Here is a 19,844-nt window from a genome sequence, read left to right as displayed (position 1 = left end):
GCGGGAAAGATAAAAGATGGCGAAGATTTTTTGCGTTGCGAACCAGAAGGGTGGGGTGGGCAAGACCACCACCACCGTCAACCTGTCGGCAGGCCTGGCAAAACTGGACCAGCGCGTGCTGCTGGTCGACCTCGACCCGCAGGGCAATGCCACCATGGGCGCGGGCATCAACAAGGCGGAGCTGGAGTCGTCGATCTACCAGGTGCTGCTGGGCGAGTCGGATGTGGCTGGCGCGCGCGTGCGCTCCGAAGCCGGCCGCTTCGACGTGCTGCCCGCCAATCGCGAGCTGGCCGGCGCCGAGGTCGAGATGGTGGCGCTCGAGCACCGCGAGCGGCGCCTGAAGGATGCGCTGGCCGCGGTCGATGCCGACTACGACTTCATCCTGGTCGACTGCCCGCCGGCGCTGTCGCTGTTGACGCTGAACGGCCTGTGCGCCGCGCATGGCGTGATCATCCCGATGCAGTGCGAATACTATGCGCTCGAGGGCTTGTCCGACCTGGTCAACACGATCAAGAAGGTGCACGCCAACCTGAACACCGACCTCAAGATCATCGGCCTGCTGCGGGTGATGTTCGATCCGCGCATGACGCTGTCGCAGCAGGTCTCGAATCAGCTCGAGCAGCACTTCGGCGACAAGGTGTTCAAGACCATCATCCCGCGCAATGTGCGCCTGGCCGAAGCGCCGTCCTACGGCATCCCGGGCGTGACATTCGATCCGTCGTCGAAAGGCGCGCAGGCGTACATCGCCTTTGGCGCGGAAATGGTCCAGCGCATCAAGACCATGTAATCACCAGGAAAGCTGACAGAGAATGGCAACCAAAAAACTCAAGGGACTGGGCCGCGGGCTCGACGCCCTCCTCGGCGGCGACATGGACGCCGCTCCCGCTGCAAGCAACCTGCCTTCGGTCCTGGCGGTCACCCAGATCCAGGCCGGCAAGTATCAGCCTCGGACGCGCATGGACGAAGTGAGCCTGTCGGAGCTGGCCGCCTCGATCAAGACCCAGGGCATCATGCAGCCGGTGCTGGTGCGTCCGCTGCCGGCGGGTAGCAGCACGCCTTACGAGATCATCGCCGGCGAGCGGCGCTTCCGCGCGGCGCAGATGGCGGGGCTGGAAGAGATCCCGGTGCTGGTGCGCGACGTCGACGACCAGTCGGCCGCCGCGATGGCCCTGATCGAGAACATGCAGCGCGAAGACCTGAATCCGCTGGAAGAAGCGCAGGGCATCCAGCGCCTGATCTCGGATTTTAATTTTACGCACGAACAGGCGGCCGGCGCGGTCGGCCGTTCGCGCAGCGCGGTGTCGAACCTGCTGCGCCTGATCAACCTGGCGCCGCCGGTGCAGACGATGCTGATGGCAGGGGATATCGACATGGGCCATGCCCGCGCCCTGCTGGCGGTCGACAGTGCGAACCAGATCGCGCTCGCGAACCACGTGATCGCCAAGCGCCTGTCGGTGCGCGAGACAGAGAAACTGGTGGCGCGCGCGCTCGAGGAGCAGAACGCGCCGGCCACGCCGGCCCGCGCGAAGGACAAGCCGGGCGACATCGTGCGGCTGGAAGAAGAACTGTCCGACAAGCTGGCGACGCCGGTCGTGTTCAAGATGGGGCCGAAGGGCAGGGGGCAGATGATCATCGACTTTGCCGATCTCGATATCCTCGATGGCGTGCTGGCGCGTTTGCGCGCGTAAAAGCGATAACGCAGGGACGCTACCCGATCGGACACGGTAGCGTCCTTCCGAGTGTGAACGCGATAGCGCTACCACCATTTTTGCTACCTTCGAGCAACGTCAGTACATGCTCACTCACCCGCAATTGTCACATCCCCAGCAATACACCATCTCGCGTTAAGTTACTGAAAATATTGCCCATTCCGTCAGCAACCTGTCACATTTTCGTCATCTTTACGGACCAGTTATAAGTTGCGAATCGTTTGACTCGCGTCCGTATAACCACTTATAATTCCGGCGTTTCATGTAATTACCACATCGTAGTTCGTCCAAAATACGCTGGCACCAGACCTAGAAAAATATGCTGCGTATCGTTTCCCTGCAGTTGATAGCAACGGTAGTCGTTGGCGCCATCGCCGCACTACTGGGGGGAAGGGCTGCGATGTTTTCGGCTGTACTGGGCGGTTTGTGTTGTGTCGTGCCCAACGGGATCATGGCAGTGCGCTTGTTTGCCGCTTCCGCATCTGGAACGGCTACTCCCGCGACATTTTTCATCTGGGAATTTGTAAAGATTGCATTGACGCTGGCGCTCCTGGGCGCGACAGCGTGGCTGTACCACGATCTCAACTGGCTGGCACTGGTCGCCGGGATCATCGTGGCACTGAAAAGTTACATCATCTTATTATTTAGGCAATGACGACATGGCGACTCCAGTAGACGGCGCAGCGCACGCGCCCACCGCATCAGAATACATCGTTCACCACCTGGGCCACCTGAAGAACCAGTACCAGGTAGGTCCGGTCGACTTTTCGGTCGTCCACTACGACACCCTGTTCTGGTCGATCGCGATGGGCCTGACCGCCTGCCTGTTCATGTGGGCAGCCGCGCGCAAGGCGACTTCGGGCGTTCCCGGCCGTTTCCAGGCCTTCGTCGAAATGCTGTTCGAGATGGTCGATGACCAGGCGAAGACCATCGTGCATGGCGACCGCAGCTTCATCGCTCCGCTGGCACTGACCGTGTTCGTCTGGATCGTCCTGATGAACGCACTGGACTTGCTGCCGGTCGATATGTGGGCATGGATGTTCGCCGCCTTCGGTATCGAACACATCTTCCCATACCACCGCGTGGTCCCGACCGCCGACCTGAACGCACCGATCGGCATGTCGCTGGGCGTACTGCTGTTGATGTTCTACTACGGCATCAAGATCAAGGGCCTGGGCGGCTGGCTCCACGAGCTGTTCGCAGCACCGTTCGGCATCTGGATGGCGCCGTTCAATCTGCTCCTGAACATCATCGAATACGCAGCAAAAATGGTGTCGCTCGGTATGCGACTGTTCGGTAACATGTTTGCCGGCGAACTGCTGTTCCTCTTGATCGCACTGCTGGGCGGAACCGCGACGATGTTCGGTTTCATCGGCCACGTGATTGCCGGTTCCATCTGGGCGATCTTCCACATCCTGATCGTAATCCTGCAGGCATTCATCTTCATGATGCTGACGCTGGTCTACCTCGGTCAGGCTCACGAAGGCCACTGATCGAAGCCGCAAGCATCGAGTGAATGTGGTTGTAAAGAAGTTGTAGTTTTTAATCTAGTTTTTAATTTAACTTTTGGAGTTTTTCATGACTGACCTTTCTTTTGTTGCACTGGCTTGCGGTTTGATCATCGGTCTGGGCGCCATCGGTGCTTGTATCGGTATCGCTCTGATGGGCGGTAAATACCTCGAAGCTTCTGCACGTCAGCCAGAACTGATGAACACCCTGCAGACCAAGATGTTCCTGCTGGCTGGTCTGATCGACGCGGCATTCCTGATCGGCGTTGGTATCGCCATGCTGTTCGCGTTCGCTAACCCGTTCGTTCCAGTCTAAGACTCGCCTCACTAGGTCTTGAAGGGCCGAACCAGTTTCTGGTTCGGCATCCGTGTTTCTGTAAGAAGGATAACCCCGTGAACCTCAATGCAACCCTGATTGCTCAGCTCGTGGTTTTCTTCATCCTGGCGCTGTTCACGATGAAATTCGTGTGGCCGCCGCTGATGAAGGCGCTCGACGAGCGCGCCGCGAAGATCGCGAGTGGCCTGGCCGCCGCCGACCGCGGCAAGGCTGACCTGGCTGCCGCCGAAAAGCGCGTCCAGACCGAACTGGCTGGCGCCCGTGACGAAGTCCAGAAGCGCATCGTCGACGCCGAAAAGCGCGCCGCTGCGATCATCGAAGAAGCCAAGCGCACCGCTGCCGAAGAAGCTGCCCGTATCGTCGCCGCCGCCAAGGCCGACGCCGAACAGCAAGTGACGCGCGCGCGCGAAGAACTGCGTGGCCAGGTTGCAACCCTCGCGGTTGCCGGCGCCGAACAGATCCTGAAGCGTGAAGTGAACGCAGCGGCCCACGCCGACCTGCTGTCGCAACTGTCGACCGAGCTCTGATCATGGCAGAACTCGCAACCGTCGCCCGCCCTTACGCCGAAGCGCTGTTCCGTGTCGCCCAAACCGGCGACATGAACGCGTGGTCGGCCGTCGCCTCGGAACTGGGTCAAATTGGCGCCATTTCCGATGTGCAGGCCTTCGCCAGCAACCCGAACGTCACGCACGCACAACTGGCGGACACGATTGCGTCGCTGGTCAAGGCTCCGCTGAGTGCTGAAGCGAAGAACTTTATTGCGATGCTGGCCGAAAACGGCCGCATCACCCTGCTGCCCGAAATCAGCACCCAGTTCGCTGAACTGAAGAACGCGAGCGAAGGCGCTGCCGACGCGGACATCTTCAGCGCGTTCGAGATTTCGGCCGACCAGCTGTCGTCGCTGGTCGCCACGCTGGAAAAGAAATTTGGCCGCAAGCTGAACCCAACGGTAACAGTGGATCCCTCGCTGATCGGTGGTGTGCGCGTGGTCGTTGGCGATGAAGTGCTCGATACCTCGGTACGCGCCAAGCTGCAACGCATGCACGTTGCGCTGGCCGCGTAAGAATCGCACCGCCGACGACACCCTTGCCCTACGCATCAAGAAACTATAATTGGAGTTAGCAAGCATGCAACTTAACCCATCTGAAATCAGCGAGCTGATCAAGAGCCGGATCCAGGGCCTGGAAGGTTCTGCCGACGTCCGCAACCAAGGCACCGTGATCTCGGTCGCCGACGGTATCTGCCGCATCCACGGTCTGTCGGACGTGATGCAGGGCGAGATGCTGGAATTCCCTGGCAACACCTTCGGCCTGGCGATGAACCTGGAGCGCGACTCGGTCGGCGCCGTCATCCTGGGCGCCTACGAGCACATCTCGGAAGGCGACACCGTCAAGACCACCGGCCGCATCCTGGAAGTGCCGATCGGTCCTGAACTGCGTGGCCGCGTGGTCAACGCCCTGGGCCAGCCGATCGACGGCAAGGGTCCAATCGCCACCACGCTGACCGCCCCGATCGAAAAGATCGCGCCTGGCGTCATCGCGCGTGAATCGGTGTCGCAGCCTATGCAGACCGGCATCAAGTCGATCGACGCGATGGTGCCGATCGGCCGTGGCCAGCGTGAGCTGATCATCGGCGACCGCCAGACCGGTAAATCGGCTGTCGCAGTCGACGCGATCATCAACCAGAAAGGCCAAGGCGTCACCTGCGTGTACGTCGCGATCGGTCAAAAAGCTTCGACCATCAAGAACATCGTGCGTTCGCTGGAACAGCACGGCGCGCTGGAATACACGATCGTCGTCGCCGCATCGGCGTCGGAATCGGCAGCGATGCAGTACATCTCGGCCTACTCGGGCTGCGCGATGGGCGAATACTTCCGCGACCGCGGCGAAGACGCGCTGATCGTCTATGATGATCTGTCGAAGCAGGCTGTCGCTTATCGTCAAATTTCCCTGCTGCTGCGCCGCCCACCAGGCCGCGAAGCATACCCAGGCGACGTGTTCTACCTGCACAGCCGTCTGCTCGAGCGCGCAGCCCGCGTGAACGCCGACTACGTCGAGAAGTTCACCAACGGCGCCGTCACCGGCAAGACCGGTTCGCTGACCGCACTGCCGATCATCGAAACGCAAGCAGGCGACGTCTCGGCCTTCGTGCCGACCAACGTGATTTCGATTACCGACGGCCAGATCTTCCTGGAGACCTCGCTGTTCAACGCCGGTATCCGTCCTGCGATCAACGCCGGTATCTCGGTGTCGCGCGTCGGTGGCGCCGCCCAGACCAAGGTCATCAAGGGCCTGTCGGGCGGTATCCGTACCGACCTGGCGCAGTACCGTGAACTGGCTGCGTTCGCGCAGTTCGCATCGGACCTGGACGAATCGACCCGCAAGCAGCTGGACCGCGGCGCGCGCGTGACCGAGCTGCTGAAGCAGCCGCAGTTCTCGCCGCTGTCGACCTCGCTGATGGCCTCGTCGCTGTTCGCCGTCAACAAGGGCTACCTGGACGATATCGAAGTCAAGAAAGTGCTGCCATTCGAGCACGGCCTGCACGCCTTCCTGAAGTCGGGTCACGCGTCGCTGCTGTCGAAGATCGACGAAACCAAGCAACTGGACAAGGACAGCGAAGCGCTACTGGCCGCCGCCATTGCTGATTTCAAGAAATCCGGCGCATATTAATTGATGGACCGGCGCCGTCCACGGACGGCGCCGGTGCCCGGAAGGAGTAAGGACTCATGGCAGCAGGCAAAGAGATTCGTGGCAAGATCAAGAGCGTAGAGAATACGAAGAAGATCACCAAGGCGATGGAAATGGTCGCCGCATCGAAAATGCGCAAGGCGCAGGATCGCATGCGCGCCGCCCGTCCCTACAGTGACAAGGTTCGTAACATCACCGCCAATCTGGCCAACGCAAACCCGGAGTACACGCACCCATTCATGGCGCAAGCCAAGGGCGTGTCGGCAAAGGCAGTGGGTTTCATCGTCATCACGACCGACAAGGGTCTGTGCGGCGGCATGAACACCAATATCCTGCGCCAGGTAACGCAGAAGGCGCGTGAGCAGGAGCAACTGGGCAACCGTGTCGAGGCAGTCGCCATCGGCAACAAGGGCCTGGGCTTCCTGAACCGCGTCGGCATGAAACTGGTGTCGCAAGCGACCCAGCTGGGCGATGCACCGCAACTGGACAAGCTGATCGGACCGGTCAAAGTGATGCTGGACGCGTACCAGGAAGGCCAGCTCGATGCTGTCTACCTGTGCTACACCAAGTTCATCAACACGATGAAGCAGGAAACGATGGTCGAGCAACTGCTCCCGCTGCCAGCCAAAGCGCTGGAAGCCGACGCAGGCGCCCACGGCTGGGACTACATCTACGAACCGGAAGCGCAAGTCGTCATCGACGAGCTGCTGGTGCGTTATGTGGAAGCGCTGGTGTACCAGGCAGTGGCGGAAAACCTGGCGTCCGAGCAATCGGCACGCATGGTCGCGATGAAGGCCGCGAGCGATAACGCCGGCAGCGTCATCAGCGACCTGAAGCTGGTCTACAACAAGACCCGCCAGGCTGCGATTACCAAAGAACTCTCCGAGATCGTGTCGGGCGCAGCGGCAGTCTGATCAATTGCGGGAAAGAGTTAAGCGAGCGAAGCGAGCGGTACTCTGTCCCCAACTGACTATAACTGACTGGCTCTTACGATTTAACAAGAATTTAACTATATATCTGAAGGAACGAACATGGCTGATGGCAAAATCGTTCAGTGTATCGGCGCCGTGGTTGACGTGGAATTCCCACGTAACGCCATGCCGAAAGTGTACGACGCACTGAAAATGGAAGGCTCCGAACTGACCCTGGAAGTCCAGCAACAGCTGGGCGACGGCGTGGTCCGTACCATTGCTCTGGGCAGCTCGGAAGGCCTGCGTCGCGGCATGATGATCCAGAACACCGGCAATCCGATCATGGTGCCGGTCGGCGTGCCGACCCTGGGCCGTATCATGGACGTGCTGGGCAACCCGATCGACGAATGCGGTCCGGTGAGCCACGAGCGCATGGCATCGATCCACCGCGATGCACCTGCATACGACGAACTGTCGCCATCGACCGACCTGCTGGAAACCGGCATCAAGGTCATCGACCTGGTCTGCCCGTTCGCCAAAGGCGGCAAGGTCGGCCTGTTCGGCGGCGCCGGCGTCGGCAAGACCGTCAACATGATGGAACTGATCAACAACATCGCCAAGGCACACTCGGGTCTGTCCGTGTTCGCCGGCGTGGGTGAGCGTACCCGTGAAGGTAACGACTTCTACCACGAGATGGCAGATGCAAAAGTCGTCGACCTGGAAAACCCGGCCAACTCGAAAGTGGCGATGGTCTACGGTCAGATGAACGAACCACCAGGCAACCGTCTGCGCGTCGCGCTGACCGGCCTGACCATGGCGGAAGCGTTCCGTGACGAAGGCAAGGACGTCCTGTTCTTCGTCGACAACATCTACCGTTACACCCTGGCCGGTACCGAAGTGTCGGCACTGCTGGGCCGTATGCCATCGGCGGTGGGCTACCAGCCGACCCTGGCCGAAGAGATGGGCCGCCTGCAAGAGCGCATCACCTCGACCAAGACCGGTTCGATCACCTCGATCCAGGCCGTTTACGTCCCTGCGGATGACTTGACCGACCCATCGCCAGCGACCACCTTCGCTCACTTGGACTCGACCGTCGTCCTGTCGCGTGACATCGCTTCGCTGGGTATCTACCCTGCGGTCGACCCACTCGATTCGACCTCGCGCCAGCTGGACCCGCTGGTCGTCGGCGAAGAACACTACGCCACCGCGCGCGCCGTGCAGGGCACCCTGCAGCGCTACAAGGAACTGCGTGACATCATCGCGATTCTGGGCATGGACGAACTGGCGCCGGAAGACAAGCTGGTCGTCGCACGCGCTCGTAAGATGCAGCGTTTCCTGTCGCAGCCGTTCCACGTCGCTGAAGTCTTCACCGGCGCACCAGGCAAATACGTTTCGCTGAAAGACACGATCAAGGGCTTCAAGATGATCGCATCGGGCGAACTGGATCACCTGCCGGAACAAGCGTTCTACATGGTCGGCACGATCGAAGAGGCTATCGAGAAAGCCAAGAAACTGGCTGCCTAAGTCGGCTTCTTCATCAACTGAAGGACACACATGGCAAACACATTTCTCGTTGACGTAGTCTCGGCCGAAGAGCAGATCTTCTCCGGCCAGGCCGAATTCGTCGCGTTGCCGGGTGAAGCGGGTGAGCTGGGTATCTACCCGAAGCACACCCCCTTGATCACGCGCATCCGCCCGGGCGCCGTGCGCATCCAGGTGGCCGGTGGTGGCGAAGAGTTCGTCTTCGTGGCCGGCGGTATCCTGGAAGTGCAGCCGAACGGCGTGACCGTGCTGGCCGACACCGCGATCCGCGGTGGCGACCTGGACGAAGCGAAAGCAACCGCAGCCAAGAAGCAGGCTGAAGAGCTGATGCTGAACAAGGATTCGAAGATCGACTACGCGAAAGCCCAGGCCGAAATGGCTGCGGCGATCGCGCAGTTGGCGGCGATCCAGAAGCTGCGGTCGAAGGGCCGTTGAGCTTCAAAAGCTCGGTAGCAAAGGGGCAGCCTGCGGGCTGCCTTTTTTTTTCGTCCATTGCGTGGAACCTGGTCGAGTTTGTCGCGCAGATATGGCCTTCCATCCTCGACGAAATGCGTTTCGTCCGAATTCCTTTCCCTCATTCTTACGGCACAGTTACATTAACAACATCACAACCAATAAGAGGTAGTCGATCATGCTGAAACTCTCCGCCGTCGCTGTCGCTGTCGTTTTGATGTCGAATCCGGTGCTGGTCCTTGCGCAACAGCCTGCCACCAAGGCGGCCGCCGTCCAGCAGTTGCCCGCCAAGCTCGATGCGCTGTTCGCGCCGCATTACAAGGCCACGGATCCCGGCGCCACGGTCATCGTGGTCAAGGACGGCAAGACGGTGTTCCGGAAAGCCTACGGCGCCGCCAATCTCGACAGCAAGACCCCGCTCACGCCCGATACCGTGCTGCGCTTGGGTTCAATCACCAAGCAGTTCACGGCGGTGGCGATCCTGATGCTGGCCGACGAGGGCAAGCTGGCCCTGAACGATCCGATCACGCGCTTCTTCCCCGACTACCCGACCGGCGGCAAGGTGATCACGGTCGAGCATCTGCTGACCCATACCTCGGGCATCGTGAGCTTCACCGGCAAGCCGGACTATGTGGCGAACATGGCGAAGGACCTGCGTGTCGGCCAAATGATCGACAACTTCAAGAACGACCCGCTCGAGTTCGAGCCGGGCACAGACTACCGCTACAACAACAGCGGCTACTTCCTGCTCGGCGCGATCATCGAGAAGGTGTCGGGGCAGACCTATGCCAGCTTCCTCGAGCAGCGCATCTTCACGCCACTGGGCATGAAGGACACGGCATACGAGGGTTCGGAGCGCGGCAAGGCGCCGCGCGCCGCCGGCTACAGCGCAAAGGAAAAGGGCTATGGACCCACCGCGGCATTGAGCATGACCCAGCCCTATGCCGCGGGCGCGCTGGTGTCGACGGTCGACGACCTCGCCAAGTGGGACGCCGCGATCGCGGCCGGCAAGCTGCTCAAGCCCGCGAGCTGGAAGCTGGCCTTCACGCCTTATATGCTCACGCCCGAGAAGTCGACCGAGTATGGTTATGGCTGGCACGTGGGCACCCTGCAGGGGACGCCGGTGATCGACCATGGCGGCGGCATTAACGGTTTCCGCACCTATGCACTGCGCCTGCCCGAACAAAAGATCTTCGTGGCGGTGCTGGCCAATGCCGACAGCGGCAACGCCGATCCGGGCGTGCTGGCCAAGAAGGCGGCGGCACTGGCGATGGGCAAGCCGTTCATGGAACCGAAGGAGATCGCGCTCGATGCCAAGGCCCTCGATGCCTTCGCCGGCGTCTACGATATCGACGGCAAGGAACAGCGCACCTTCGCCAGCCGCGACGGCAAGCTCATGATGGCGCGCGGCGACCGCTCGCCGGCCGCGCTGACCCCGTATGCGAAGAATGGCTTCTTCGTGCCGGGAACACTGGCGCGCTTCGAGTTCGAGCGTGACGCACAGGGCAAGGTCACCCACGTCACGGTCGACAACGAGGGCAAGCAGACCCGCAACGAACGCATCGGCGACGCGCCTGCCGAACGGGCGACGGTGAAGATCGACAATGCCGGCTTCGATGCCTGGGCCGGCAATTACCAGCTGGCGCCGCAGTTCGTGCTCGCGGTCAGCCGTGAGGGCGATCGCTACTATGCGCAGGCCACCGGGCAGCGCAAGATTGAGATTTTCCCGGCCAGCGACAGCGTGTTCTTCTCGCGCGATATCAACGCCGAAATCCGCTTCGAGAAAGGGGAGGGCGGCGCACCGATGCTGGCGCTGCACCAGGGTGGCCAGATCACGCGCGGCGCGCGCGTGCAGTAAGCGCTAACCGGCAGGCCGCGGATTTACTTCGCGGCCTGCTCCTGCGCCAGCCGCAGCGCCACCTTGTGCCTGAAATAATCGCCCTTCACATAGCGGTACAGGTTCTCTCCCGGGCACACGGTCTTGTCCGAATAATCGCGGTGGCTCTGGATCGCGTCCAGCGGCACATCGTGTTTCGCCGCCAGCATGGCCATCAATTTCACTACCGCGTCGAGCTGCTGCTGGTTCGGTTCGACCTCCTCGAAATTGCCGACCACCTCGATCAGCGCATGTCCCTTCGGGTCGTACTCGGTATTGGTATCGCCGGCAAAGGCGATGTCGCGCGCGCCATAGATGCGGCCGTCGAGGTCGATCACGTAGTGGTAGGGGATGTCGAGCCAGCCCTTCTCGGCGCGCGACCACGCCTGCAGGCGGCGCAGGTAGGCTTGCGGATCGGTGCCTGGCTTGAACGGCTCGCCCTGGTGGTGCAGGGTGATGTGGGTGATCTGGTGTCGGCGCGCCTTGGCCTCGATCGCCGGCGTGCCGCCCCAACTGGCAACCGGCACGATGGCCTGTTCGACCTCGGCCAGCGTGGAGGCGGCATGCGCACTGCCCACCGAAAAAGCCAGCGCGAGTGCGGCGCCGATAAGCGAAACAGGTCCCAGGTTCATGTCGACATATTCAGGATGGATGAGCCGCCATCTTTCCACGTTTGATCGTACAGCGCCAGTCCATATAAACCTGATAAGCTGGTCGCAACGATAACAACAGCGACCACGCTAGCATGAGAACCATCGCCCAGATCCTCCGCGACAGCAAGACCATCGCCATCGTCGGCATGTCCAACAAGCTAGAGCGGGCCAGCAACGAAGTAGGCGCCTACTTGCAGCAGAGCGGCTACCGCATCCTGCCGATCAATCCAAGCTATGCGGGCGAGACCATCCACGGCGAGCCGGTCTACGCCAGCCTGCAGGACGCGGCCGATGCGCTGGCCAGCAGCGGCCAGCGCATCGACATCGTCGACTGCTTCCGCAAATCCGAAGACATCGGGCCAATCGCGCGCGACGCCATCGCCGTGCGCGCCGGCTGCCTGTGGATGCAGCTCGACATCGAGAACCAGCCTGCCGCCGACCTGGCGCGCGCCGCCGGGCTCGACGTGGTCATGAACCACTGCATCAAGGTCGAGCATCGCAACCTGGAAGGGTAAAGGGGTATTGCCGCCGGGGCCTTGGCTTGCGCTACAATCGACGCACTTCAACCGTCGTCAATACCACGCCATGATCAAGACCATCGCCCTGCTGCTCGCCGCCACGGCCGCCGTCAGCTTCACCCAGCCCGCACGCGCGCAGGCGGCGCCGGTCGCCGCGCTGACCAAGAGCCCGGCCGCATGCCCGGCCGTGCTCAAGCACAGTTTCAAGCGCCTGCAGGACGAAGCGCCGCAAGACCTGTGCCAATATGCCGGCAAGGTGGTGCTGGTGGTGAACACGGCCAGCTACTGCGGCTTCACCAAGCAGTACGAAGGTCTCGAGAAGATCTATGCCAAGTATGGCGGCCGCGGCCTGGTGATCCTGGGCTTCCCGTCGAATGACTTCGGCCAGCAGGAGCCGGGCAGTTCAAAGGAAATCGCCGACCTGTGCTTCAACACCTATGGCGTGAAATTCCCGATGTTCGCCAAGAGCTCGGTGAAGGGCCCGCAAGCCAATCCGCTGCATGCGCAGCTGGCCAAGGCCACCGGCCAGGAACCGAAGTGGAACTTCACCAAATACCTGATCGGCCGCGACGGCAAGGTGCTCGAACACTTCCCGAGCAAGGTCACGCCTGAAGATCCCCAGCTGACCGGGAAGATCGAAGCGGCGCTGTAATCGTTCAAGGCAGTGCCAGGTGCAGGATCGGATACGGCTTGCCGAACGGGTCCTGCTCGGAACGTCCCTCCACCGCGAATCCCATGCGCTCGTAGAAGCCGAGCGCCTGGCGGTTCTGCTCGTTCACGTCGACCCGCGTGGCGCCCAGTTGCGCGACCGCGAACTCCACCAGGGCCCGGCCGGCGCCCTGGCCGCGGTAGGGCGGGTCGACGAACAGCATCTCGATCATCCCCTCGCTCACGCCGATGAAGGCGCAGGGCTGGCCGGCGGCATCGCGCACGCAATGCAGCGGCGTGAACTCGCGCAGCGTGCGCTCGATGATCGGCACCAGCAGCAGGAAATCGTCCTGGTCCAGGAAATCGTGGGTCGCCTGCACCGATGCTTCCCAGATGTCGAACAGGCGCGGGACATCGTCGTTCGTGGCGAGGCTGATGCTGGTCATGGGAATCCTTCCGAATAAATTTTTTGTCTCAAAGTTATAACCTAGGAGATAGGCGTTTTATAAACCATACTTATAGCATGGTCATTTTGATGTAGATCATAGTTTGTTTTGCTTCTCATCAATAAGCTTACCTTCGTCGCAGATGACAGAAAACGAAGAAAGGTAAGAAAAAGATGAAAACGACGATGAAAACCATGCTGGTGGCCTTGATCGCGCTGGCGTCGGCACAGGCGCTGGCGCAGGAATCCCCATGGCTGGTGCGCGCCCGCGCCGTGTACGTCGACCCGGACAACAAGTCGACGCCGGTCGGCGGCGTCGGCGCGGCAGACCGCCTCGAAGTGAGCACCAAGACCATTCCCGAGCTGGACATCAGCTACTTCTTCACCCCGCACATCGCGGCCGAACTGGTCCTGACCTACCCACAGAAGCACACCGCGCGCCTGGACGGCGCCGGGATCGGCAGCTTCAAGCACCTGCCGCCGACCCTCAGCCTGCAATACCATTTCGCGCCCGACGCGGTCTTCAGTCCCTATGTCGGCGCTGGCGTCAACTATACCCGCATGTCGAGCATCAAGCTGCTCGATGGCGCCGGCGATTTAGAGAACGATAGCTGGGGCCTGTCGCTGCAGGCCGGCGTCAACGTGCGCCTGAACGAACGCTGGTCGCTCAATGCCGACGTCAAGAGGATCAACCTGCGCAGCGATGTGTACGTCGGCGGCGCCAAGGTGAGCCACCTGAAGGTCGACCCGGTGCTGTTCGGACTGGGTGTCGGTTACCGCTTCTAAAAAGCGGTCACGCCGTCCAGGCTACTGGCGAGGACGGCGCGGAGCGGGCCGCGCAAGGCGTTACAGACGACGATGTCGTCGGCCCGTTCCAGCATCTCGCGCGTGATCACGCCCTCGCTCGCATTCCATGCAGGAGCTTCCAGCAGAACTCGACGCATGACCCCCGGCAGCACGCCGGAGGAGAGCGGGGGCGTGACCCACGCCACCCCGAAGCGCAGGAACACGGTGCTGCGCCCACCTTCCGTCAACTCACCTCGCTCGTTGAAGAACAGCGTGTCGAAGGCGCCCTGCGCCTCGGCCGCCTTCCAGGCCGCATCGTAGCGGCTGCGGATACTGGTCTTGTGGCGCAAGAAGATGTCGCCGCTGTGTGTGGCCTCGTCGGCCAGCAGCAAGGTCACCGGTTCGTGCAGCGGCGCCAGCGCGCCGGACGTCAGCGTCATGGCGCCCGTGTGCCCGATGGCCAGCCGCAGGCGGTACAGGGCGTCGTCGGGCAGGGCCAGGCTGGCGCCCTGCAGCGCCAGGTGCGCCGCGCCACGGTCGAACGCAAAACCGAAATACGCGCACGATGCCGCCAGGCGATCGAGATGCTGCTCGAGATGGCGGCAGCCATGGTCGCGCGAGGCGCGCAACGTCTCGAAGATCTCGAATTCGTTGTGCAGGCCGGTGAGAAAGCGCGCCTTCAACCGGCACTCGGCGTATTCGGATTGCGCATCGCTGTCGTAGACGATGCCGGCGCCGACACCGAGTTCTCCGCGCCGCACGCCACCGACCTCCGCATCCAGCGCCAGGGTCCGGATCGGCACCGACAGGCAGAAGTCGCCGAAGGCGCGGCCAGGTGGCGCCGGATCGAACCAGCCGATTGCGCCGGTATAGATGCCACGCGCGTCGGGCTCGAGCTCGTGGATGATCTCCATCGTGCGCCGCTTCGGCGCGCCGGTGATCGAGCCGCAGGGATACAGGGCGTCGAAGATGTCGCCCAATGTGGTGTCATCGCGTAGTTGCGCCTGCACGGTGGACGTCATCTGCAGCACGGCGCCGTAGCGCTGCACCTCGAACAGCGCCGGCGCCTGCACCGAACCGGTCCGCGCCACGCGACCCAGGTCGTTGCGCAGCAGGTCCACGATCATCAGGTTTTCGGCGCGGTTCTTGCTGTCCTGCGCCAGCGCCTGGGCGCGCGCGGCATCGACGTCGGCATCGCCGCTGGCCGGCGCCGTGCCCTTCATCGGCCGCGCCAGCAGGGTGCCGGCATCGTGGCGCACGAACAGCTCGGGCGAGAACGACAGCACGGCGCCGCCGTCCGGCAGCGACACCAGCGCGCCATACGGCACCGGCTGGCGCGCGCGCAGGCGCGCATACAGGGCGAACAGCCCGCCGAAGGCGTCGAAGCGCAGGCGGTAGGTGTAGTTGACCTGGTAGGTGTCGCCAGCCGCGATGTAGTCGCGGATGCGTTCGATCGCGGCGGTGAACTGCGCCTCGTCGACATTGGCCGTGATGCCGGCCACGCCCGCCGGTGCGTCGCCGTCACTGCGGGTAGCGAGCCACGATGCCACCTGCTCGCCCGTCATCTGCTCGCACTGCCTGAACAGCAGCACCCGCGCCAGCGGCCCATCCAGCGGCCGCGCCGGCAAGCCCTGAAGGTGCGCGCCGAGTTCATAGGTCAGGAGCGGCACCGCGTGCAGGCCGTCCTGCAAGGCCTGCGACAGCGCCGCCAGCAGCGGCGGCCAGCCGGCTGCATCTTCGCACGCCAGCGTACCCGCATGGCCGCTGTACAGGCGCGAGCGCGCCTCGCCCACGGCGCGGGCATCGTCCAGCAGTGCGAAGACTTCGCCGGTATCCATGCTCCGGATTCTACGCCGCCAGCAGCAGCGACAGTTGGAGCGAGGTTCCTTCGGTCGGATCGAGCTTGAAGCCGGTCTTGGCGAAGCGGTGCCAGCGGCCGGTGACGTAGTTCACCAGCAGGCTGGCGCGCGCGGCGACGTCGGCTTCCTGGCCGTGGCCTTGCGTGACGGCCAGGCGCAGCGCGCCCTTGAAGGCCAGTTCGACCTTGTCGTAGAAGCCGTTCATGCGCAGTTGCAGGCGCTCGTCTTCATTGACCAGCGCGTCGCCGATCAGCACCCGCGTCATGCCCGGATTGCTGGCCGCGAAGCCGAGCAGCATCTGCAGCATCGCGTGCGCCTGCGACAGTCCGCTGTCTTCCTTCTCGGTGATCTGGTTGATGACGCCGAACACCGACGATTCGATGAACTCGATCAGTCCCTCGTACATCTGCGCCTTGCTGGCGAAGTGGCGGTACAGCGCCGCTTCGGAGACCGACAGGCGCGCCGCGAGCGCGGCGGTGGTGATTTTCTCGCCCTTGGGCTGCTCGAGCATCGAGGCCAGGGCCTGGAGGATTTGCAGCTTGCGCTGGCCTGGCTTCGTGCTTGCCATGGGATCCCTAGGTGTTGTTATTGGAGCGGCGCAGCCCGGAGAGCCGCGTCGGAAGTTGCCGCACGGATTTTACTTTGACATTGACGTAACCGGGGCATTTCAGGGTCCTCGGCAGGGGTGCTTTTCCAATCGGATCGCTCATTCGCGCATTGTGACGAAGATATTGGGTGACCCAGACGGTGCGCAGGCCGAGCTGGCGCGCGGTGCGCAGGTTGGCCAGCGTGTCCTCGACCAGGATGCAGCGCTGGGCCGCGATGCCGTGCCTGCGCAGCAAACGGCGCAGCATCAGCTTCGACGGTTTCGGGCGCAACTGTCCATGCACATGCATGTGCTCGATCGCGACGTGGTGCGAAAAATGGTTGTGCAGCTTCAGGCGGCGCACGATCTCGGTCGAATAGCTGTTCGGTGCATTGGTCAGCAAGATCTTGCGGCCCGGCAGGCGGCGCAGCAGGCGGGCCAGGCCGCGTTCGGCGCGCAGCAGGGCGTCCAGCGGGCCGATGTCGTGGGTCTGGTGCAGGAAGTCCTTGGAACACACCTGATGGTGGCGCATCATGCCGAGAAGGGTGGCGCCGTAGCGCTTCCAGTAACCCAGGCGCGCGGCATCGACCGCTTCCTGCGTGGCGGGCACGCCGTCCACGCTCAGCACGCGCGCGATATACGTGTTCATATTGGCGCTGATCGCAGGGAAGATCGCGTGCGAGGCGTCGTGCAGGGTGTTATCGAGGTCGAACAGCCAGACCGGGGCTTGTAACGAAGAATGGGACACAGGAAATCAATCGCAGTAGGTGCAGAACGCGATTATGCCAGCGGCGCATGACATCGTCATGGAGCGGGAAAAAATAGAGGGGAGGGTGCTGCAGGAAGAAGAATGGTGCCCTTGACGTGGATTGAACACGTGGCCTCTCCCTTACCAAGGGAGTGCTCTACCACTGAGCTACAAGGGCATCTTTATTTCTTATGGCGACTATTGCCGCCACAAAAAATTTAGTGAGACCGGATCATAGTGCCAAAAGCCTGTTCGGTCAAGACTTCAAGCAGTAAAGAGTGCTCGATGCGGCCATCGATGATGTGGACCGTATTCACGCCCGACTTCGCCGCGTCCAGCGCCGACGAGATCTTCGGCAGCATGCCGCCCGAAATCGTGCCGTCCGCGAACATCTCGTCGATCTCGCGCGCCGACAGGTCGGTCACCAGATTACCCGCCTTATCTTGCACACCAGCGATATTGGTCATCATGATCAGCTTCTCGGCTTTCAGGATTTCCGCGATCTTGCCGGCGACGACGTCGGCATTGATGTTGTAGGCCTGGCCGTCCTGGCCGAAACCGATCGGCGAGATGATCGGGATGAAGGCATCGTCCTGCAGCGCCTTCACGACGGCCGGGTTGATCGCCTCGATCTCGCCCACGAAACCGATGTCGAGGAACTCGCCCGGTTTTTCCTTGTCGGGCATCGCCATGCGGCGTGCGCGGATCAGGCCGCCGTCCTTGCCGGTCAGGCCGACCGCCTGGCCACCGTAGTGGTTGATCAGCATCACGATGTCCTGCTGGACTTCGCCGCCCAGCACCCACTCCACCACTTCCATGGTTTCTTCGTCGGTGATGCGCATGCCTTGCACGAAGGTGCCCTGCTTGCCGATTTTCTTCAGCGCATTGTCGATCTGCGGGCCGCCGCCATGGACCACAACCGGGTTCATGCCCACCAGCTTGAGCAGGATGACGTCGCGCGCGAAGCCGTGTTTCAGGCGTTCGTCGGTCATGGCATTGCCACCGTACTTGATGACGATGGTCTTGCCGTGGAAATTGCGGATGTACGGCAGTGCCTCCGCGAGGATCTGCGCTTTCAAGGCCGTCGAAACGGCGGTCAAGTCGTCAGGTTGGTCGTCGGTCTTGAGGCTGGTCACTTGAGCGTTCATGGAGGGTCCGAAATAAATGTCGCGAGATTTTACAGGCAATGACGTAAAAACAGCGTAAACCTTGTGGGGAAAGGGCGGCGTCCTGTTGTATTTTATGGCAGCAATCGGTACTTTATCAGCTATGAGTATTTGTACGCGCTGCGGCGCCGAATTTGGCTGCGCGATGACCGATGGCAGCGATCAACCGTGCTGGTGCACGGCCTTGCCGCCGGCGGTCGCAGTGCCGCAGGAGGCGGTCGGTTGCTGGTGTCCCGCCTGCCTGCGCGCCCACATCGCGGCGCAGCCTGTGCCATCCGCGCCGGCGCCGGGCTGACATCTCAGCGCCGCGTGCGAAAGAAGCGCATCATCTCGCGGCTGGCATCCGGCCCTTTGCCGTCCGTATAGCTGCCGCGCGCATTGCCGCCGAACCAGGCGTGGCCGGCGCCATGCACCAGCCAGTGTTCCGCCTGCAGCGTGCCGTCCGCGGCGGGGTACAGGGTGCGCGTATAGGCGTGGCCGTCCGGCACCCGGCCCGGCTCGGCCGTGCCCGCGCCCGTCAGGTGGCGCGCGCCCTGCGCGACCAGTTCCTCGCCATTGGCGGGATGCACGGTGGTGTCGCGGTCGCCGTGGAACACGATGATCGGCAACGGTTGGCCGGCGGGTTGGCCGCGCCGGAAATCGCCCTTCATCGCCGCCAGCGCCGACGGCAAATCGTCGGCCGAGGCAAACGGCAGGCCGGAATGCACGCCGACCGCCGCATACAGGTCAGGGTACAGCGTGCCCATGATGGTCGCCATCGCACCGCCGGCGGACAGGCCGGCCACATACACCTGGCCCGGGTCGACCGCATGGCTGGCCATGATCGCCTGCGTCATGCCGGCGATGATCGACGGTTCGCCTTCGTCGCGGCGCTGGTCGACCGCATTGAACCAGTTCCAGCAGCGCGAGGCGTTCGCGCCCTGGCTCTGCGCCGGGTACAGCACCAGGCAGCCGATTTCCTCGGCCAGCGCGTTCATCTGGGTGCCGTTGGCAAAATCTTCCGGGTCCTGGGTGCAGCCGTGCAGCATCACCAGCAGCGGCGCCGCTGCGCCGGTATAGCTGGCGGGCACATACAGCTTGTACTCGCGGCGGCCGGCGGCGTTGACGTGGTAGCCGTCGACGAAGCTGCCGGGCACGCGTTCGCGCGGCGTCGGCGCGGCCGGAGGGGGAGGGGTGAAGTCGCGCATCTGGCGCTGGGCCGCGCGCTGCATGGCGGCCGCGTTCTTCATGGCCTGTTGCACGGCGACGCCGGGCGCGGCCGGCCCCGCGCGCCACAGGGAGCGGGTGGCGGCGCGTAGCTGTTTCAGCAATAGTCGGTCGAGTTTCATGGCGGTCCTTTTTGTGCACTGCACCAATTTCACGCCCCGAGCTTACACCAACCTGTCAAACGTTGCCGAACGGCTGTTGCCAAG

The 19,844-nt window shown here is 62.6% G+C and carries 23 protein-coding genes and 1 tRNA gene; 16 read left to right on the top strand and 8 right to left on the bottom strand.

Annotated features, from left to right (window positions below):
• Positions 1-16 precede the first annotated feature (16 nt).
• From Q9246_RS19375 to Q9246_RS19320, 12 genes are all read left to right on the top strand, one after another.
• Entirely contained in the window at positions 17-787 is a 771-nt protein-coding gene (locus Q9246_RS19375; protein ID WP_306392339.1) for a ParA family protein, read from the top strand.
• 22 nt (positions 788-809) lie between these two features.
• Positions 810-1,688, top strand: coding sequence for a ParB/RepB/Spo0J family partition protein (locus tag Q9246_RS19370; protein WP_306392338.1), 879 nt, complete (start codon positions 810-812; stop codon positions 1,686-1,688).
• 340 nt (positions 1,689-2,028) lie between these two features.
• Complete coding sequence (locus tag Q9246_RS19365) at positions 2,029-2,364, top strand: ATP synthase subunit I (protein ID WP_306392337.1); 336 nt, start codon at positions 2,029-2,031, stop codon at positions 2,362-2,364.
• A 4-nt stretch (positions 2,365-2,368) separates the two neighbouring features.
• Positions 2,369-3,202, top strand: a complete 834-nt coding sequence (atpB, locus tag Q9246_RS19360; RefSeq protein WP_306392336.1) for a F0F1 ATP synthase subunit A — start codon at positions 2,369-2,371, stop codon at positions 3,200-3,202.
• 85 nt (positions 3,203-3,287) lie between these two features.
• Positions 3,288-3,533 (top strand): F0F1 ATP synthase subunit C, encoded by a 246-nt coding sequence (atpE, locus tag Q9246_RS19355; protein WP_005664041.1) that lies wholly within the window; start codon positions 3,288-3,290, stop codon positions 3,531-3,533.
• A 77-nt stretch (positions 3,534-3,610) separates the two neighbouring features.
• Positions 3,611-4,081: a F0F1 ATP synthase subunit B gene (locus tag Q9246_RS19350; protein WP_306392335.1), complete on the top strand. Its 471-nt coding sequence runs from the start codon at positions 3,611-3,613 to the stop codon at positions 4,079-4,081.
• Between the two features lie 2 nt (positions 4,082-4,083).
• Entirely contained in the window at positions 4,084-4,617 is a 534-nt protein-coding gene (locus Q9246_RS19345) for a F0F1 ATP synthase subunit delta (protein ID WP_306392334.1), read from the top strand.
• A 64-nt stretch (positions 4,618-4,681) separates the two neighbouring features.
• Complete coding sequence (gene atpA / locus Q9246_RS19340) at positions 4,682-6,223, top strand: F0F1 ATP synthase subunit alpha (RefSeq protein ID WP_306392333.1); 1,542 nt, start codon at positions 4,682-4,684, stop codon at positions 6,221-6,223.
• A 56-nt stretch (positions 6,224-6,279) separates the two neighbouring features.
• Complete coding sequence (gene atpG, locus Q9246_RS19335; protein WP_306392332.1) at positions 6,280-7,155, top strand: F0F1 ATP synthase subunit gamma; 876 nt, start codon at positions 6,280-6,282, stop codon at positions 7,153-7,155.
• 117 nt (positions 7,156-7,272) lie between these two features.
• Positions 7,273-8,676, top strand: coding sequence for a F0F1 ATP synthase subunit beta (atpD, locus tag Q9246_RS19330; RefSeq protein WP_306392331.1), 1,404 nt, complete (start codon positions 7,273-7,275; stop codon positions 8,674-8,676).
• 30 nt (positions 8,677-8,706) lie between these two features.
• Positions 8,707-9,129: a F0F1 ATP synthase subunit epsilon gene (locus Q9246_RS19325; RefSeq protein ID WP_306392330.1), complete on the top strand. Its 423-nt coding sequence runs from the start codon at positions 8,707-8,709 to the stop codon at positions 9,127-9,129.
• Positions 9,130-9,325: 196 nt separating this feature from the next.
• On the top strand, positions 9,326-11,005 hold the full coding sequence (locus Q9246_RS19320) for a serine hydrolase (protein ID WP_306392329.1): 1,680 nt from the start codon (positions 9,326-9,328) through the stop codon (positions 11,003-11,005).
• A gap of 23 nt (positions 11,006-11,028) precedes the next feature.
• Here the strand turns inward: Q9246_RS19320 and Q9246_RS19315 are convergent, their stop codons facing one another.
• Positions 11,029-11,655, bottom strand: coding sequence for a peptidoglycan recognition protein family protein (locus Q9246_RS19315; protein WP_306392328.1), 627 nt, complete (start codon positions 11,653-11,655; stop codon positions 11,029-11,031).
• 113 nt (positions 11,656-11,768) lie between these two features.
• Between Q9246_RS19315 and Q9246_RS19310 the strand changes: the two genes are divergently transcribed.
• Both Q9246_RS19310 and Q9246_RS19305 read left to right on the top strand, forming a co-directional pair.
• Positions 11,769-12,191 (top strand): CoA-binding protein, encoded by a 423-nt coding sequence (locus tag Q9246_RS19310; RefSeq protein ID WP_306392327.1) that lies wholly within the window; start codon positions 11,769-11,771, stop codon positions 12,189-12,191.
• 70 nt (positions 12,192-12,261) lie between these two features.
• The gene (locus Q9246_RS19305) at positions 12,262-12,846 is read left to right on the top strand and encodes a glutathione peroxidase (RefSeq protein ID WP_306392326.1); all 585 of its coding nucleotides are present in this window, start codon (positions 12,262-12,264) and stop codon (positions 12,844-12,846) included.
• A 4-nt stretch (positions 12,847-12,850) separates the two neighbouring features.
• On the opposite strand, the gene Q9246_RS19300 is transcribed toward Q9246_RS19305, so the two are convergent.
• On the bottom strand, positions 12,851-13,288 hold the full coding sequence (locus Q9246_RS19300) for an acetyltransferase (protein WP_306392325.1): 438 nt from the start codon (positions 13,286-13,288) through the stop codon (positions 12,851-12,853).
• Between the two features lie 173 nt (positions 13,289-13,461).
• Here Q9246_RS19300 and Q9246_RS19295 point away from each other — a divergent pair, with 173 nt between their 5' ends.
• The gene (locus Q9246_RS19295; protein ID WP_422802334.1) at positions 13,462-14,073 is read left to right on the top strand and encodes an OmpW/AlkL family protein; all 612 of its coding nucleotides are present in this window, start codon (positions 13,462-13,464) and stop codon (positions 14,071-14,073) included.
• Here Q9246_RS19295 and pabB read toward each other — a convergent pair.
• From pabB to argB, 5 genes are all read right to left on the bottom strand, one after another.
• Entirely contained in the window at positions 14,070-15,911 is a 1,842-nt protein-coding gene (gene pabB / locus Q9246_RS19290) for an aminodeoxychorismate synthase component I (protein WP_306392323.1), read from the bottom strand. The genes Q9246_RS19295 and pabB overlap by 4 nt on opposite strands.
• Positions 15,912-15,921: 10 nt before the next feature.
• The gene (slmA, locus tag Q9246_RS19285; RefSeq protein ID WP_306392322.1) at positions 15,922-16,500 is read right to left on the bottom strand and encodes a nucleoid occlusion factor SlmA; all 579 of its coding nucleotides are present in this window, start codon (positions 16,498-16,500) and stop codon (positions 15,922-15,924) included.
• 7 nt (positions 16,501-16,507) lie between these two features.
• Positions 16,508-17,266: a pyrimidine 5'-nucleotidase gene (locus Q9246_RS19280; protein WP_306392321.1), complete on the bottom strand. Its 759-nt coding sequence runs from the start codon at positions 17,264-17,266 to the stop codon at positions 16,508-16,510.
• Between the two features lie 103 nt (positions 17,267-17,369).
• Positions 17,370-17,444, bottom strand: a tRNA-Thr gene (locus Q9246_RS19275).
• A gap of 40 nt (positions 17,445-17,484) precedes the next feature.
• On the bottom strand, positions 17,485-18,414 hold the full coding sequence (gene argB, locus Q9246_RS19270) for an acetylglutamate kinase (protein WP_005664009.1): 930 nt from the start codon (positions 18,412-18,414) through the stop codon (positions 17,485-17,487).
• Positions 18,415-18,508: 94 nt separating this feature from the next.
• Between argB and Q9246_RS19265 the strand changes: the two genes are divergently transcribed.
• Positions 18,509-18,727 (top strand): cysteine-rich CWC family protein, encoded by a 219-nt coding sequence (locus Q9246_RS19265; RefSeq protein ID WP_306392320.1) that lies wholly within the window; start codon positions 18,509-18,511, stop codon positions 18,725-18,727.
• Positions 18,728-18,731: 4 nt separating this feature from the next.
• Here Q9246_RS19265 and Q9246_RS19260 read toward each other — a convergent pair whose 3' ends face one another.
• Positions 18,732-19,760 (bottom strand): extracellular catalytic domain type 1 short-chain-length polyhydroxyalkanoate depolymerase, encoded by a 1,029-nt coding sequence (locus Q9246_RS19260; RefSeq protein ID WP_306392319.1) that lies wholly within the window; start codon positions 19,758-19,760, stop codon positions 18,732-18,734.
• Positions 19,761-19,844 lie beyond the last annotated feature (84 nt).

Origin of the sequence: Telluria beijingensis (assembly GCF_030770395.1) — a bacterium.
Lineage (GTDB): Bacteria > Pseudomonadota > Gammaproteobacteria > Burkholderiales > Burkholderiaceae_D > Telluria > Telluria beijingensis.
Note: the sequence above shows the minus strand (reverse complement) of the source record. Positions and strands in the feature narration are given on the sequence as shown.

What these genes read in the sequence shown, in the direction of transcription:
- atpD (WP_306392331.1), top strand. Translation starts at nt 7,273, where the DNA reads ATGGCTGATGGCAAAATCGTTCAGTGTATCGGCGCCGTGGTTGACGTG.
- Q9246_RS19310 (WP_306392327.1), top strand. Translation starts at nt 11,769, where the DNA reads ATGAGAACCATCGCCCAGATCCTCCGCGACAGCAAGACCATCGCCATC.
- Q9246_RS19320 (WP_306392329.1), top strand. Translation starts at nt 9,326, where the DNA reads ATGCTGAAACTCTCCGCCGTCGCTGTCGCTGTCGTTTTGATGTCGAAT.
- Q9246_RS19345 (WP_306392334.1), top strand. Translation starts at nt 4,084, where the DNA reads ATGGCAGAACTCGCAACCGTCGCCCGCCCTTACGCCGAAGCGCTGTTC.
- Q9246_RS19370 (WP_306392338.1), top strand. Translation starts at nt 810, where the DNA reads ATGGCAACCAAAAAACTCAAGGGACTGGGCCGCGGGCTCGACGCCCTC.
- pabB (WP_306392323.1), bottom strand. Translation starts at nt 15,911, where the DNA reads ATGGATACCGGCGAAGTCTTCGCACTGCTGGACGATGCCCGCGCCGTG.
- atpE (WP_005664041.1), top strand. Translation starts at nt 3,288, where the DNA reads ATGACTGACCTTTCTTTTGTTGCACTGGCTTGCGGTTTGATCATCGGT.
- Q9246_RS19300 (WP_306392325.1), bottom strand. Translation starts at nt 13,288, where the DNA reads ATGACCAGCATCAGCCTCGCCACGAACGACGATGTCCCGCGCCTGTTC.
- Q9246_RS19375 (WP_306392339.1), top strand. Translation starts at nt 17, where the DNA reads ATGGCGAAGATTTTTTGCGTTGCGAACCAGAAGGGTGGGGTGGGCAAG.
- Q9246_RS19365 (WP_306392337.1), top strand. Translation starts at nt 2,029, where the DNA reads ATGCTGCGTATCGTTTCCCTGCAGTTGATAGCAACGGTAGTCGTTGGC.
- Q9246_RS19325 (WP_306392330.1), top strand. Translation starts at nt 8,707, where the DNA reads ATGGCAAACACATTTCTCGTTGACGTAGTCTCGGCCGAAGAGCAGATC.
- Q9246_RS19260 (WP_306392319.1), bottom strand. Translation starts at nt 19,760, where the DNA reads ATGAAACTCGACCGACTATTGCTGAAACAGCTACGCGCCGCCACCCGC.
- atpB (WP_306392336.1), top strand. Translation starts at nt 2,369, where the DNA reads ATGGCGACTCCAGTAGACGGCGCAGCGCACGCGCCCACCGCATCAGAA.
- argB (WP_005664009.1), bottom strand. Translation starts at nt 18,414, where the DNA reads ATGAACGCTCAAGTGACCAGCCTCAAGACCGACGACCAACCTGACGAC.
- slmA (WP_306392322.1), bottom strand. Translation starts at nt 16,500, where the DNA reads ATGGCAAGCACGAAGCCAGGCCAGCGCAAGCTGCAAATCCTCCAGGCC.
- Q9246_RS19305 (WP_306392326.1), top strand. Translation starts at nt 12,262, where the DNA reads ATGATCAAGACCATCGCCCTGCTGCTCGCCGCCACGGCCGCCGTCAGC.
- atpA (WP_306392333.1), top strand. Translation starts at nt 4,682, where the DNA reads ATGCAACTTAACCCATCTGAAATCAGCGAGCTGATCAAGAGCCGGATC.
- atpG (WP_306392332.1), top strand. Translation starts at nt 6,280, where the DNA reads ATGGCAGCAGGCAAAGAGATTCGTGGCAAGATCAAGAGCGTAGAGAAT.
- Q9246_RS19265 (WP_306392320.1), top strand. Translation starts at nt 18,509, where the DNA reads ATGGCAGCAATCGGTACTTTATCAGCTATGAGTATTTGTACGCGCTGC.
- Q9246_RS19315 (WP_306392328.1), bottom strand. Translation starts at nt 11,655, where the DNA reads ATGAACCTGGGACCTGTTTCGCTTATCGGCGCCGCACTCGCGCTGGCT.
- Q9246_RS19295 (WP_422802334.1), top strand. Translation starts at nt 13,462, where the DNA reads ATGAAAACGACGATGAAAACCATGCTGGTGGCCTTGATCGCGCTGGCG.